Raw genomic sequence first — 14999 nt, 5'->3', positions numbered from 1 at the left:
TCAGGATCCCTGTTGGTAAAAGATATCATTCAGAGAACTGAGACTGCCATCCTCTTCGATCTGGTTGATATTGATTTTCCCATCCTCGACTGAAAGCTCCAGACAGCAGTTCCAACAGTAATACTGTTCACTACCGATTTTTCCCAGGTTTTTATTGTTACAATTCGGGCACCGCATAGGACATACTCCTTTTTTTACCCTTCAGTATGTCCTCATCACGGAAATTCATACCCCGCCGAGCACGTCCTTCACCCAGCGGATTCCTTCGTCCACTTCTTCGGGTGTTGGATTCACGTGCGGCGTATGTTCGAATATGAAGTATTTCCCCCTGCCTTCACCAAGCATCTGCAGCATTGGCTCCATGTCATACGCCCCATTCCATTTCCCTTTGTCCGGATGAAGCGGAATCCAGAAATACTTGTCTTCGATATAACAGACATTGTGAAGGTGTACGACAGACGTAAAAGGCAGGAGAGGCTCCACATACGCGCGCCAATTCTCCCCTGCCGCCATCCGGTAGTCTCCAAGATCGACACAGATATCCAGATCATAACGCTTCCACAGTTCAACAGGAAACCGCCACAGGTATTCCATCCCTTTACCTGAACGGTTCCGGCCGAGCTTGGGCTCACAGACAATTGGCAGAGCATAGGTTTCTTTCAATCTATGTAAAAATTTCAACCCTTCTTCGATTTTTTGAGAAGGGCTGGTTGAGGTTCCCGCAAAATAGGGAAAATGAACAAGCACATAGGCCGCCCCGTGCGCAGCAAGGCGGGCGACTTCCTGCTCAAATGCCTCCCTGGCCTGCTCCGGGTCCACAGCGACATGTTCAATCAAGTCGTACTTGCTCCTTCCCCTGATTAAAGGGGAGTGGATGCCGAAGCTTTCGAGGTGATGATCGTCGGTCATCTGCCTGAACGTCTGATAGGAGGCTTCATCCGGGAATTCACCAATTTCGACATGGTCCAGGCCTCGTTCAAATAAAAAAGAAAGCTGATCCGGATCGGATAATATCGTACTTCCTGACAGTCCTAATCTATGATTCAATGCAATCCCCTTCCTACATAAAGTCATAAGGAGACAGCTGCTCTTCTTCCTCTTCGGGCTGGATCTCAGGTGTGCTCTGTTCCTGCAGCTTGTCTTTAAGTCTTGTATACCGCGTATTCGTATCGGTCGTCCGGACTCCATCTAAAAAGGCGTCTTTGTCCCCGCAGATGATCAGGGACTGTTTGGATCTTGTAATCGCCGTGTAGAGCAGATTTTTACGCAGCATCCGCCGGTAGCTCCTCACGACGGGAAGAATAACGATGGAAAACTCACTGCCCTGCGACTTATGAATCGACGTACAGTAGGCATGCATAATGCTGTTCAATTCCTTCTTAGGATACACAACTTCCTTCCCGTCAAAATCTACGACAACCTGTTCGACACCATCTACGTTTTCCTCCTCGCGGAAAATGGCCGCTACTTCCCCGATATCGCCGTTGTAGACACCATCATCCGGCTGGTTGACAAGTTGGATCACCTTATCCCCTTTACGGTAAGTCACTTCAAAATGCTTTAAATCACGCTTCTGCTTCTTTTGCGGGTTCACTGTCTTCTGGATCGTTTCATTGAGCTTATGGATCCCGACATCGGTCCGGTACATCGGGGCGAGCACCTGGAGCTCCTTCGCATCGATGCCTTTATCCATGGCTTTTTTTACAATGTTCGTTACAAGGTCGGCCAGCTGGTGTTCTTTGGCCGGGATAAAGTTGAAATCATGTTCTTTTTGAAGCGACGCCTGGGTGCACGCATCATTTTTAATCTCATGGGCCAGCTGGATGATTTTGGACCCTTCCTTCTGTCTGTACACTTCGGTCAGTTTGGAAGAAGGCACCTGCTCAGAAGCCAGTAAATCTGCGAGCACCTGTCCGGGACCGACAGAAGGCAGCTGATCTTCATCTCCTACGAGAAGGACCTGCATGTCGTTGGGAATGGCACGGAAAAGCTGGTTGGCCAGCCAGATGTCCACCATTGAAAATTCATCCACGATCAACAGCTTTCCTTCCAATGGATTGTTTCTGTTCCGTTCAAAGGAGTCGTGACCATCCCATCCAAGGAGGCGGTGAATCGTACTCGCCGGCAGTCCCGTCGATTCGGTCATCCGTTTAGCCGCCCGTCCTGTCGGGGCAGCAAGAATGAACGGAAAAGTCTTATCCCCGTTGTAATCCTCCGGGTCCACCGTTTCCTCGTTCAAGGAAGCATACGTATGGATAATTCCTTTAATTACAGTGGTTTTTCCCGTTCCCGGCCCGCCGGTAAGAATCATCAACTTGGAGGTAAGAGCTTTTTCGATGGCATTGAACTGATCTTCCCCGTAGCTCATCGCCTCTTCCTCTTCCAGATCACCGATGATCTTCATCAAGTCCGCCTGCGTGTGTGTGACTTCAACCTCTTCCTCCATGATCCGCTCGATGTGACCGCGGAAGCCGTTCTCTGCAAAATAAAGAGAAGGAAGATAGAGACGGTCATCTTCGATGTAGATGAACTTATCTCCGCCAAGGTGGATGATCTGCTCAGACAGCTGATCGAAAGTGATGGCTGTGTCAGACCCATGGTTCAACAGGCTCTCCACCTGGACAAGACATTCCTCCGTTGGAAGATAGACGTGGCCGGCACTCATGCTTTTCTGCATCACATACAGACACCCGGCCCTTATTCTCGTGGGGTGGTCGTAGGAGAGGTTCTGCATCCGTGCCATCTCGTCCGCCCGGTGGAAACCGAATCCTTCTACGTGAAAGACGAGCTGATAGGGATCCTCTTCAATAATGGAAAGCGTCCGATCCTTGAACGCTTCATAGATTTTCTGAGAAAGCTTCAAACCGAAACCGTACTGGGACAAATGAATCATGACGTGCTCAAATCCCTGATGCTCTTTCAAAGCCTCATAAAGCTGATCCGCCCGTTCCTTCGGCAGTTTCGGAACTTGATCCAGCACTCCCCTGTCCTCGAGAATACGGCTGACCGCTGTTTCACCAAGGGTCTCTACCACCCGTTCGGCGGTTTTTTTACCAATCCCGTGAAACAGGTCACTGGAAAGATATAAGATGAGGCCGTCCTTTGTTTCAGGAAGCACCCGGTTATACATTTCCACTACATACTGCTTCCCGAATTTCTTATGATCTGTGAATGATCCGTGGAAGATATAGGTCTCCCCTTCTTCCAACGGTGAGAAATGCCCTTTGATGACGAGCGTTTTTTCTTCAAAGGCCTCATTCGTCTCCTTCACGTTGATAGAGGCGATGGAAAAATGCTCCGACTCGTTGTGAAAAATCATCCGATTGAGCTCCCCTTTGACATAGGGACGTTCTTCTTCATTCATTTCGCTAAAAAAGGATTGTTGAGTCATATCCATCGTTCTCCTTCGTTCTTACTCGTTTAACGCCTGTTCCACCTGGCTTTTCGCATGAGCGGCGAGCATGTGCTCGGGATTGATCTCCAGTGCCTGTCGGAAATGATCCAGGGCTTTATGGGCATCTTCCTTATGAAGCGCCGCTACGCCCAGGTTATAATGGGCATCACTATGCTGTTCCTCCAATTGTAGCACATGATTCATCACCTTTTCAGACGCATCGATCTGTCCGTTCTGTGCGAGACACAGCCCATACTGGAACTGAACATCCACGTCTTCCGGAGCCAGTTCAGCTGCCCGTAAAAGGTAAGGCAGAGCCAGTTTGACATACTCCTGATGAATGAAGGTCATGCCGAGCATAAAGTGAACATCGGCTTCCTCCAGACCGTTTTTCACAGCAAGAAGGAACTGCTCCTGCGCTTTCGTATATTTTTCCTGCTCATAGTAAGCATTGCCAAGACCATAATAAGCGGTGGCTGCCGTTTCATCGATTTCAATGGCTCGGTTGAAGAAGCGCACGGCCCTTTCATTATCGTTCATATGCATCAAGAGGTTTCCGAAGTTGATATACCCGACCGGCTCTTTCGGATTTTCATCGATGGCTTCTGTGAAAAGCCTCGCTGCCTCTTCATAATTGTGGTTCTGCATTTCCTGGATCCCCTGTTTCAATTTATCCATGTTATCCACTCCTTTTCCAACGTTCATTTTAATACGAATTCCATAAAAAAGTCATGCCCCTCCCAAGATGGACATGACTTTTTTTATTATCCTACATAATTGAGGGCTGTATCCTCTTTCAATACTGTGTCAATGGTGGCACCACCAAGGCAGACATCCCCATCATAGAAAACGACGGCCTGACCAGGAGTGATTGCACGCTCTGGTTCGTGGAATTCCACTTTCCAGTTACCATTTCCGGCCGGATGCACGGTCACACGGCTGTCATCCTGGCGGTAACGGAATTTTGCTGTACACTCGAACGGAGCTTCCGGTGCTTTTCCACTCGTCCAGTTCGCTTCTGAAGCCATCAGACCATCAGAGTAGAGCGCATCATGGTGGAAGCCTTGTCCGACGTAAAGAATGTTAGCTTCTACATTCTTCCCAACGACGAACCATGGATCACCGGCGCCGCCGATTCCAAGCCCTTGGCGCTGTCCAAGCGTATAGTACATCAGACCGTCATGCTGGCCTTTCACTTCTCCATCCAAGGTTTCCATACGTCCCGGCTGTGCAGGGAGAAATTCACTTAAGAACTCTTTGAAGTTCCGCTCCCCGATGAAGCAGATGCCGGTGGAATCTTTCTTCTTGGCTGTTGCCAGATCATTTTCCTCGGCGATGGCACGCACTTCTTTCTTATCGAGGTGCCCGAGCGGGAACATGACTTTAGACAATACATCCTGGGACAGCTGATTCAGGAAGTAGGTTTGGTCTTTGTTGTTATCTTTCCCGCGCAGCATTTCATACTGTCCATCATTTTCACGGACCTGCGCGTAATGGCCGGTAGCCAGGTAATCGGCCCCAAGCGACATGGCGTGATCCATAAACGCTTTGAACTTGATTTCTTTATTACACATGACGTCCGGGTTCGGAGTCCGGCCTTTTTTATATTCATCAAGGAAGTAAGTAAATACTTTATCCCAGTATTGTTTCTCAAAATTCACGGCATAATACGGGATGTCCAGCTGGTTACAGACACGGATCACATCCTCGTAATCCTCTGTTGCTGTACAGACGCCGTTCTCATCTGTATCATCCCAGTTTTTCATAAAAATACCCACAACGTCATACCCCTGCTCTTTGAGCATCAAGGCCGCCACGGAAGAGTCCACTCCTCCACTCATACCGACGACGACGCGCGTGTCTTTCGGTTCTTTCATTATCTTTCACCTTCCTTAAATCAAGCGAGACGCTTGATGATCTGGCTGATCTTCTCAGCCGCTTCTATCACGTCATCCTCATTATTAGCCAAACCAAAACTGAAGCGAATCGAATTTGTCGTTTTCGGATGACCGGTTCCGAACATAGCTGTCAGCACGTGGGAAGGCTCTACAGAACCTGCTGTGCAGGCACTTCCACTCGATGCAGCAATCCCGGACAGGTCGAAATTCGTAAGCAGCGTTTCCACGTTCATTCCTGTAAAACTGATGTTCACAATGGAAGCCGCTGTTGTTTCTTCCTTTCCGTTCACTTCAAACGCTACTTCTTGATCCTTCAATGTCTGGATAAAGCTTCTTTTATAATGAAGATACTTTTCCTGATACGTCGAACGATTGGCTTCCATCACTTCAATCGCCGCCTGAAGCCCCCGAACCGCCGGCACATTTTCTGTACCCGCCCGGCGTTTCCGCTCCTGCTCTCCTCCGTACTGCTGGGAGGAAAGAACGGTACCCTCCTTCACATAAAGGAAGCCGACGCCTTTAGGTCCGTTGATTTTATGACCGGACACAGCAAGAAGATCTACACCGAGTTCCTTCACATCCATCTCCATCAACCCGTAGGCCTGTACGATATCGGAGTGAAAGTAAGCCTGATGGTCTTTTAACAATTCTGCTGTCTCTGCAATCGGCTGGACAGCCCCTGTTTCATTGTTGACCATCATGATTGAAACGAGGATGGTATCCTCCCTTAATGCCTGTTTGATGTCCTCGAGTTGTACGAGGCCGTTTTCATCAACAGGGAGGTAGGTCACATCAAAACCTTCTGTTTCTAAAAATTCGACTGCATGTAATGTAGCATGATGTTCAATCGAAGTGGTAATGATATGACTTCCCTTAGCTTTATTGGCGCGGGCCGTTCCGATGACAGCCAGATTATCCGCCTCCGTACCGCCGCTTGTAAACACAATTTCCTTTTCATCCGCATTCAGACTGGATGCCGCTTTACGACGCGCCTTGTCCAGGATGCTTCTTGCTTTCCTTCCAAACTGATGAACACTGGAAGGATTCCCGAACGTATCCTGATAGACAGGCACCATCGCCTCCACCACGTCTGGATGGACAGGTGTCGTCGCTGCATGATCCAAATAAATGGATTTCATAGAGTTCCCTCCCATGAATCAAATGTAAAACATGTAGGCGTCCTGCGTCTGGTCGTCTACATGATCTTTTAAGTCTTCCAGGGTTGTCGTATCCAGCACATCTTTGACGGCATCCCGTACTCTTTTCCATAAGGCCTGTTTGGCAGGCTCCTCATTTTCTATGCCTTCCACAGGAGTGATCGGTCCCTCAAGGACACGGATGACATCCCCGGCAGTAATTTCGTGCGGGGCTTTGGTCAGCATGTAGCCACCGTAAGCTCCGCGGACACTTTTCACCAAGCTGGCATTCCTTAGTGGAGCAATCAGCTGCTCCAGATAGTGCTCGGACAAATCATTATCCCTGGCAATCTGTTTCAGGGAAATCGGACCGTCCCCGAACTTTCTTGCCAGTTCAATCATAATGGTCAGCCCGTAACGGCCTTTCGTAGATATCTTCATATAGTTCACCCTTCATTATTAAAAACTGCAGCCATCTTTTTGCATGAGGCAGTGTGTATCCTACAAATGTACCCAGGAATAAAGCAATGAATACAGTCCCTGCTCCAACAGGGCCACCCAGAAGAAAACCAAATACAGCAATGATGATTTCTATTCCATTCCGGACATTCGATACCTTCCATCCGGTTTTCTCAGTAATCAACAGCATCAGACTGTCTCTCGGACCTGCTCCAATTTCAGGAGCCACATAGATTCCGATACCAAGAGCAGTGACAAAGATTCCTGACACAAATACAAGAAGCTGCATCCATAACATGTGAGGTTCGGGCAGCAGCCAATTAAAGAAATCAATAAATACACCTATAAAAACCATATTTAAGATGGTCCCGATCTGCGGCCATCTTTTCTGAAGTACAGAACTTACAACGACAATGAAAAGACCGGCGATAATGGACCATGTCCCAACTGTCAGACCCAGCTGCAGGAAAAGGCCGTAGTGAAACACGTCCCATGGACCGATCCCGAAGCCCTTGACCTGCATAGTCATTGAAATGCCCATTCCGAGGATGATCAATCCCATACAAAAAAAGCTCCAGCGAAGCCACAGGGCATGCTTTTTATTCGTGGTCAATTGCACGGCCATCCTCCTCTCTCTATTATACCAAACGCTATTATAGCATGGATGGCAAGTCCCTTGCATTTTATGTGCAATCATTCTACGCTTACATTTATCACCCCTTAAAGGAGAATGAACCATGAGTCAGCAACCTCTTGCCTACCGGATGCGTCCGGAAGATATTCATGAAATCATCGGGCAGTCCCACCTCGTTGATGAGGGAAAAACGATCAACCGAATGGTCAAGGCCGGCCGCCTGGCTTCGATGATCCTGTTCGGACCGCCCGGGACAGGTAAAACATCGATGGCAACGGCCTTAGCCAAGAGTCTACGTATTCCTTTTAAAATGTTGAACGCTGTTACAGATAAGAAAAAAGATATGGAGGCTGCTGTCGAGGAGGCAAAAATGCACGGCCGGCTCGTCCTTATCCTTGATGAAGTGCACCGCCTGGATAAGGCGAAGCAGGATTTTCTGCTTCCCCATCTGGAAAATAACCGGATCACCTTGATCGGTTGTACAACAAGCAACCCTTACCATTCCATCAACCCGGCCATACGCAGCCGCTGTCACCTCTTCGAACTCCAGAAATTGACGATGGATGAAATTAAACAGGCCCTTACCCGTGCGGTAGAAGACGACGGGAAAGGGCTCGGGCATTTATCGATTGAAATCAGCGACGACGCACTCGATCATCTGGCAGGGGCTTCAAACGGAGACCTACGCTCAGCTATGAACGGCTTGGAACTCGCCGCCTTCTCCACACCGGAGAACAACGGAACCATTTCCATTGATCTTGAAGCCGCCGAGGAATGTATGCAGAAAAAAAGCTTTTCCCACGATAAGAATGGAGATGCTCATTACGATGTTTTGTCAGCCTTTCAAAAATCAATCCGGGGCAGCGATGTCAACGCATCCCTGCATTATCTCGGCCGTTTAATCGAAGCAGGTGACCTGGACAGCATCGCCAGAAGACTCGTTGTTATCGCTTATGAGGACATCGGTCTGGCCAATCCACAGGCAGGCCCAAGAGCACTCGCAGCCGTCGAAGCAGCGGAACGGATCGGTTTTCCGGAGGCGCGGATCCCTTTATCGGTAACCGTCACAGAACTCGCCCTGTCACCAAAGTCCAACAGCGCTTATAAAGCACTGGACGCCGCGTTATCTGATATCCGTAAAGGAAAAAGCGGCGATGTTCCCGCTCATTTAAAGGATGCGCATTATAAAGGGGCAGAGGCACTGGGACGTGGAATTGGATATCAATATCCACATAACTATGACAATGCCTGGGTCGATCAGCAGTATCTGCCGGATACATTGAAAAATAAGCGGTATTATGAACCGAAAAAAACCGGAAAATTTGAACAGGCTCTGGAGCAGGTATACAGCAGGATTAATAAACAGCGGACCACCTGAGTATATTCCTGCCTTATGTTGGCTACACTACTACTAAATCTGACAAACTATTACCTTTTCAATTAGATTTAGGAGTGATGAAGATGCCTAAAGTAAGGCAGGATGCCTGGTCTCATGAAGATGATTTACTTTTAGCGGAAACAGTGCTGAGGCACATCAGAGAAGGCAGTACACAACTGAAAGCTTTCGATGAGGTCGGTGATCTGTTGAACCGGACGTCTGCAGCCTGCGGGTTCCGCTGGAATGCTGAAGTCCGCCAGAAGTATGAACAGGCGGTTGAACTGGCTAAAAAACAGCGCAAGGAAAAGAAAAGGAAAGAGGCCAAAGAACAGCAGGCGTATCAGAAACCTCAGCCGGCCGCTTATTACCCGCCTTCTCCTGATCCGGAAGATTTCAGACTTCCAGATCAGGAAACGACAGAACCCGCTCCTCCTTCGATGGCTCTCCAGGAAGAGATCGGCTTGAACGAAGTCATTCAATTCCTTAAGGAGCTTCAGCAGGAATCTTCCGGTCAGACGGATGTTCAGGCCCGCCTCGATGAATTGGAGAAGGAAAATCAATCCCTTTCCGAGCAGAACACGCAGCTTCATAGAAAGCTGGAATCCGTGACAGAAGATTATCAGGCCTTGATTCAAATTATGGACAGAGCCAGAAAAATGGTTATGTTCGATGAATCTGAACAGGAGTACAAGCCGCAGTTCCGCATGGAAAAGAACGGGAATCTCGAAAATATCGCCAGATAAATACAAAAGAGGAGCTCTCTATTCAGAGAGCTCCTCTTTGTGCATAAAAAAACCAATCCCAATCGTGCCGTTGCATCATGAGTTTTGAACCCGCTCCAGGCAGGTGGGTGCCCTGTTCCACATTTCTTGCGTCCTCCCATCAGTGATGGTTATGAGGCGTGCATTCCATGTGGAAACACCAGGCTCCCGTATCAAAAATGTTCGGTCAAAACGTACATTCGAACAACGTACACATCAGGATTGGTTTCTTTAATTTTGTAAATTCATCTTAGCATATTTACATGAGCTTATCAAGAATGAAGATGAAAATTTACTGGTCAGACTTTAATGTTTCCGACGGCTTCAGTTGAAGATGAAGTTCATCCAGCTGAGCTTCACTGACCGCGCCGGGAGCTTCCGTCAATAGATCGGACGCAGAGGCCGTTTTAGGGAACAGAATGGTATCCCTCAAGTTTGTCCGTCCGGCAAGAAGCATGACAAGACGGTCAAGACCAAAGGCAATTCCCCCATGTGGAGGCGTCCCATATTCCAAAGCTTCAAGCAGGAAGCCGAATTGCTCTTCCGCTTCTTCCCTGCTGAATCCAAGCACATCAAACATTTCATTCTGCATTTCTTTTTCATAAATACGAAGGGAGCCTCCACCAAGCTCATATCCGTTAAGCACGATGTCATATGCTTCTGCCATCACATCACGAGGGTTCTTTTTCAATTCCTCCAGATCCCCGCCGGCAGGCATCGTAAACGGGTGGTGAGCTGCGAAATAGCGGCCGGCTTCTTCGTCATATTCAAATAGCGGCCAGTCCGTCACCCATAGGAAATTGAATTTTGTTTCATCAATCAGATCAAGACGGCGGGCTAGCTTTTGACGCAGCGCACCGAGGCTGTCCCAGACAACATCTGTTTTATCTGCAACGAACAGAAGCAGATCCCCGTCTTCAGCCTGAAGCTTCTCACGGATGGCCCCGGCTTCTTCTTCGGCGAAGAATTTAGCAATTGGACCGTTGAATTCCCCGTCCTTCACTTTCAGCCATGCCAGTCCTTTCGCTCCGTACACTTTGACGTCTTCGGTCAGCTTATCAATATCTTTTCTGGAAAAGGCATCCGCCTGTGCCTTCACATTGATGGCGCTGACCTGTCCTCCGGATGCTACTGCACTATGGAAGACTTTGAATCCGGAATCTTTCACAACGTCTGAAAGATTGACCAGTTCAAGTCCGAACCGGGTGTCCGGTTTGTCTGAACCAAATCTTTCCATCGCTTCTGTGTAGGGCATACGTACGAACGGCGTCTCAATATCAAGTCCTTTGACTTCTTTCATGACGCGCTTCATCATACGCTCTGTCATGGCCATGATATCCTCTTTAGTCATAAAGGATGTTTCAATATCCACTTGAGTGAATTCGGGCTGACGGTCGGCACGAAGGTCTTCATCACGGAAACAGCGTGCAATTTGATAATATTTTTCAAAACCTGAAATCATCAGCAGCTGTTTAAATAACTGAGGGGACTGCGGCAGCGCATAAAACTCACCCTCATGTACACGGCTCGGAACAAGGTAGTCACGGGCCCCTTCCGGCGTGCTCTTCGTAAGCATCGGCGTTTCCATATCCAGAAACTCCTCTTCGTTAAGGAAGCTGCGGATGGACTGGGTCGTCTGGTGACGCATTTTGAACGTTTCCTGCATTTCTTTTCTTCTAAGATCAAGATAACGGTATTTCAAGCGGAGGTCCTCAGAAACCTCGGACTGCTCTTCGATCATGAATGGGGGAGTTTTAGCCTTGTTAAGGATCGTCACTTCCTGAGCAGCGACTTCAATTTCCCCAGTTCCAAGATTCGCATTGACCGTCTTAGGATCACGTGCAACCACATGCCCCTTGACTTCCAGGACATACTCACTTCTTACGTCTTCCGCTGTCTTGAGAGCTTCTGCGGATGTTTCAGGGTTGAATACCACCTGTACCAGTCCGGAACGATCGCGCAGATCAATGAAAATTAAACCGCCCAGATCCCGACGCTTCTGCACCCAGCCTTTTAAAGTAACTTCCTGTTCTAGATGTTCTTTGCGGATTGTTCCGCTTTGAGTTCGTGTCATCTTACTTTCCTCCTGCCATCTGTTCTTTCATATATTCAATCACCGAACCAAGTTCGATTTCCTTCTGTTCACCTGTGGCCATTTCCTTCACATTGATGACCCCGTTTTCGAGTTCCTGTTCTCCCAGCACGAGTACGTATTTCGCATTCAACCGATCCGCCGACTTGAACTGGGCTTTCATTTTCTTACCCAGATAATCCTTGTCGACTTGAAGGCCGGCCAGACGCATGGCATCGGCAAGACGGACCGCTTCGACCTGTGCTTCGTCGCCAAGAGCTACGACATAACAGTCCAGGTCCTCATCGACAGGCAGCTCAACACCTTCAGCCTCCAGAGCCATCAGAAGGCGTTCAATGCTCATTGCAAAACCGATGCCGGACGTTTCCGGGCCTCCGACTTCCTGGACAAGCCCTGTGTAACGGCCGCCTCCGCTTAATGTCGTAATCGCACCGAAGCCTTCTGCTTCACTCATGATTTCAAAAGCGGTGTGATTGTAATAATCAAGACCGCGTACAAGATTCGGGTCAATGACATATTCAATACCCATCGCATCCAGGTAACTTTTCACTTTCTCAAAATAATCTTTAGAATAATCATTTAAGTATTCCAGGATGGAAGGAGCCGTTTCCATGGCCGGGTGATCCTTGTCTTTTTTACAATCCAGCACACGCAGCGGATTTTGATCAAGGCGTACCTGACAATCGGAACAAAGCTCTTCACGATGCGGGTCGAAGTGACGGACAAGCGCCGCCCGGTGAGCTTCACGGCTTTCTGCATCCCCAAGACTGTTCAATACCAGCTTCAAGGAGGAGAGGCCGAGTTCCCTGTAGGAATTCAAAGCAAGGGACAGTACTTCTGCATCGATCGCCGGATCGTCGCTTCCGAGTGCTTCAATGCCGAACTGAACGAACTGGCGCATTCTTCCCTGCTGCGGACGCTCATACCGGAACATCGGCCCCAAGTAGAAGTATTTGGACGGCTGGTTCGGCAGGCCGTATATTTTGTTCTGGACGTAAGCACGGACTACAGAGGCGGTGCCTTCCGGACGAAGGGTAATACTGCGCCCCCCACGGTCTTCAAAGGTGTACATTTCCTTTTGTACGATATCTGTGCTGTCGCCTACTCCCCGCTGAAACAATTCTGTGTGTTCAAAAATCGGGGTTCTGATTTCTTTATAATTAAAGCGGCGGCACAAATCCACCAGCTTCTGCTCTACGTACTGCCATTTTTCTGATGTACCCGGCAGGATGTCCTGCGTACCTCTCGGTGCATTGATCGTCATTAAAATTCCTCCTGTCATTTCAACCATTTTTTCCCACAAAAAAATCCGTCCCTTTTCCTGTTACAGAAAAGGGACGGATTTAACCGCGTTGCCACCCTGATTGGAGCTTCCTGCAGCTCCCGCTCAAAACAGTTAACGCCTGTGTACGTCTATGCCTACTCTAAGGATTTCGACATAGAACCTAAGGAATGTCTTTCGCCTGCACGTGACGGGGGGATACTTTCAGCCTATGGTATTCCCTCTCTGTCCGCATGGGTGCTGATTACTTTTTCCCTCAACGGTTTTTTCGTTTCATGTTAGAATTGATTTCTATCATATATTCTCCTTTCCACTTATGTCAAGTTGATGCTTCGATAAAAGTATGAAAAAAATTCACAAACTTTGAAGGATAGAAGAGCCTTTTGTCGAATAGTGAAAGGAGCTTATAGAAACAGGAGGTGGGAAAATATTGAAAAAAGGACTTTTTCTTATTGTCTTTTTATTAGCAGCTTTCAGCATGCTGGAAGCTGAAAGCAGGACGGTGCATGCGGATCAAGCCGTCATTCAGGTGGATTACCTGAACGTAAGAACAGGTCCTGACACAAGCTACAACCGGATCGGCCAGGTGCATGCCAACGAAACGTACACCATCGTCAAGCAGCAGAACAACTGGCTGAAAATCAACTGGAATGGAAAAACCGGGTGGGTGGCTGAATGGCTCACCACTGTAAAGAAGGAAACCTCACAGGCTTCCGGTACGTACTATTCCAAGTATGATTACTTAAGGATCCGCTCTTCGGCGGGACTGGACGGAAAAATCAAAGGGTACTTGATGAAGAATGATGTCGTAACTCCGCAGAAATCCAGCGGTAAATGGGTGTATATCCAGCACGGCAGCATCAAAGGCTGGGTGCATGGGGATTATCTTGCCCAGAAAAAATCATCCACGTCTTCATCCGGGAACTCATCATCCAATGAAAGTTCCGGCAGTCAATCAGTTATTGGAAAAATTGAAGTGGACACACCGGTCCTGAATGTCCGCAGTCAAAATTCAACAAAAGGGACCATCCTGACGCAGATTAAAAAAGGCGAGGTTTATGAATACATAAACGAAAAGGATCGCTGGTACCAGATCAAGTGGGGGAACGGCCGGACAGGCTGGGTGGCCGGCTGGCTCGTCGATCCTGTGAGCGGAAACAGCTCCTCAGGGACGACAGCCGCGGATGCAGCCGTCACTCTGGACTACAACTACACCAATATCCGCAGTGGTCCATCGACAGGATATAAAGTTGTAGGACAGGCTCATAAGGGCGATCAATTTGATGTCATAGCAGAAGAAGGACGCTGGTATAAGATCAAATTCAACGGCAGTACAGCCTATGTTGCCGGATGGATTGTTACAGAAACAACAAAAGGTGCCCAGCACACCAATTATTCTTCAGGATCTTTGAAAGGAAAAACGATCATGCTTGACCCCGGTCACGGCGGGCGTGATTCCGGCGCCGTAGGAAGAGCCGGGAGTTACGAAAGTGATTTGACATTGAGTACCGCTCTTATTTTGAAGAAGCAACTGGAGCAGGCCGGCGCGGACGTCCTGATGACAAGAAGCAGTAATGAATATGTCGCTCTATCAGCGAGAACTTACTATTCCAACGCTTCCAGTGCCGACGCATTCATCAGTCTTCACTACAATAGTGCTCCTTTGTATATTTCAGCAACCGGATTGAATACGTACTATTATCATTCCAAAGACAAAAAACTTGCCTCAGCACTTCAGGCAGGCATGGTCCAAAAAACGGGATTGAGAGACCGCGGAATTAAATACGGCAACTTCCATGTGATCCGCGAGAACCAGAAACCATCTGCACTATTGGAGCTTGGCTTCATTTCAGATGCCCGTGAAGAGCAGACCGTACGTACATCCTCCTACCAGCAGAAAGTCAGCCAGGGGGTTGTCCAGGGACTTATTCAATATTTTAAATAAGCCGGACTTATAACAAAACA

13 protein-coding genes, 1 other RNA gene and 1 other annotated feature are annotated in these 14999 nt (G+C 48.4%); of the genes, 3 read left to right on the top strand and 11 right to left on the bottom strand.

Going from position 1 to position 14999, the window contains the following annotated elements; genetic code table 11:
* From ACXADP_RS07720 to ACXADP_RS07685, 8 genes are all read right to left on the bottom strand, one after another.
* Complete coding sequence (locus ACXADP_RS07720) at positions 1-177, bottom strand: hypothetical protein (RefSeq protein WP_169516199.1); 177 nt, start codon at positions 175-177, stop codon at positions 1-3.
* 48 nt (positions 178-225) lie between these two features.
* Entirely contained in the window at positions 226-1047 is an 822-nt protein-coding gene (locus tag ACXADP_RS07715; protein WP_474971209.1) for a sugar phosphate isomerase/epimerase family protein, read from the bottom strand.
* A gap of 13 nt (positions 1048-1060) precedes the next feature.
* Positions 1061-3391 carry an SF1B family DNA helicase RecD2 gene (gene recD2 / locus ACXADP_RS07710; protein WP_474971208.1) on the bottom strand — a complete coding sequence of 777 codons (2331 nt, stop codon included), beginning with the start codon at positions 3389-3391 and terminating at the stop codon, positions 1061-1063.
* A gap of 21 nt (positions 3392-3412) precedes the next feature.
* Positions 3413-4072, bottom strand: a complete 660-nt coding sequence (locus tag ACXADP_RS07705; RefSeq protein ID WP_474969069.1) for a tetratricopeptide repeat protein — start codon at positions 4070-4072, stop codon at positions 3413-3415.
* Between the two features lie 86 nt (positions 4073-4158).
* Entirely contained in the window at positions 4159-5271 is a 1113-nt protein-coding gene (gene mnmA, locus ACXADP_RS07700; RefSeq protein WP_474971207.1) for a tRNA 2-thiouridine(34) synthase MnmA, read from the bottom strand.
* 20 nt (positions 5272-5291) lie between these two features.
* Positions 5292-6431: a cysteine desulfurase family protein gene (locus ACXADP_RS07695; RefSeq protein WP_474971206.1), complete on the bottom strand. Its 1140-nt coding sequence runs from the start codon at positions 6429-6431 to the stop codon at positions 5292-5294.
* 18 nt (positions 6432-6449) lie between these two features.
* Positions 6450-6869: a cysteine metabolism transcriptional regulator CymR gene (cymR, locus tag ACXADP_RS07690; protein ID WP_027955302.1), complete on the bottom strand. Its 420-nt coding sequence runs from the start codon at positions 6867-6869 to the stop codon at positions 6450-6452.
* A complete protein-coding gene (locus tag ACXADP_RS07685; RefSeq protein WP_474971205.1) occupies positions 6823-7506 on the bottom strand; it encodes a YczE/YyaS/YitT family protein in 684 nt (227 codons plus the stop codon). The genes cymR and ACXADP_RS07685 overlap by 47 nt, the downstream gene beginning before the upstream one ends.
* A 118-nt stretch (positions 7507-7624) precedes the next feature.
* Between ACXADP_RS07685 and ACXADP_RS07680 the strand changes: the two genes are divergently transcribed.
* Together ACXADP_RS07680 and ACXADP_RS07675 are read left to right on the top strand one after the other, a co-directional pair.
* Positions 7625-8899, top strand: coding sequence for a replication-associated recombination protein A (locus tag ACXADP_RS07680; RefSeq protein WP_027955300.1), 1275 nt, complete (start codon positions 7625-7627; stop codon positions 8897-8899).
* Positions 8900-8982: 83 nt separating this feature from the next.
* Positions 8983-9642, top strand: a complete 660-nt coding sequence (locus tag ACXADP_RS07675; RefSeq protein WP_474971204.1) for an RsfA family transcriptional regulator — start codon at positions 8983-8985, stop codon at positions 9640-9642.
* 51 nt (positions 9643-9693) lie between these two features.
* On the opposite strand, the gene ssrS is transcribed toward ACXADP_RS07675, so the two are convergent.
* The 3 genes from ssrS to hisS all read right to left on the bottom strand — a co-directional run bounded on the left by ssrS (position 9694) and on the right by hisS (position 13016).
* Positions 9694-9886: non-coding RNA, 6S RNA (gene ssrS / locus ACXADP_RS07670), on the bottom strand.
* Positions 9887-9952: 66 nt separating this feature from the next.
* Positions 9953-11734, bottom strand: coding sequence for an aspartate--tRNA ligase (aspS, locus tag ACXADP_RS07665; RefSeq protein ID WP_474971203.1), 1782 nt, complete (start codon positions 11732-11734; stop codon positions 9953-9955).
* A gap of 1 nt (position 11735) precedes the next feature.
* Entirely contained in the window at positions 11736-13016 is a 1281-nt protein-coding gene (gene hisS, locus ACXADP_RS07660) for a histidine--tRNA ligase (RefSeq protein ID WP_474971202.1), read from the bottom strand.
* Between the two features lie 66 nt (positions 13017-13082).
* Positions 13083-13303 (bottom strand) — a binding site (T-box leader).
* Between the two features lie 161 nt (positions 13304-13464).
* Between hisS and ACXADP_RS07655 the strand changes: the two genes are divergently transcribed.
* Positions 13465-14979: an SH3 domain-containing protein gene (locus ACXADP_RS07655; protein ID WP_474971201.1), complete on the top strand. Its 1515-nt coding sequence runs from the start codon at positions 13465-13467 to the stop codon at positions 14977-14979.
* Positions 14980-14999: the final 20 nt, after the last annotated feature.

Source organism: Halobacillus sp. AWH4_228, from assembly GCF_056158365.1.
The sequence above is the reverse complement of the archived record's forward strand: the minus strand, read 5'-3'. Positions and strand labels throughout refer to the sequence as shown.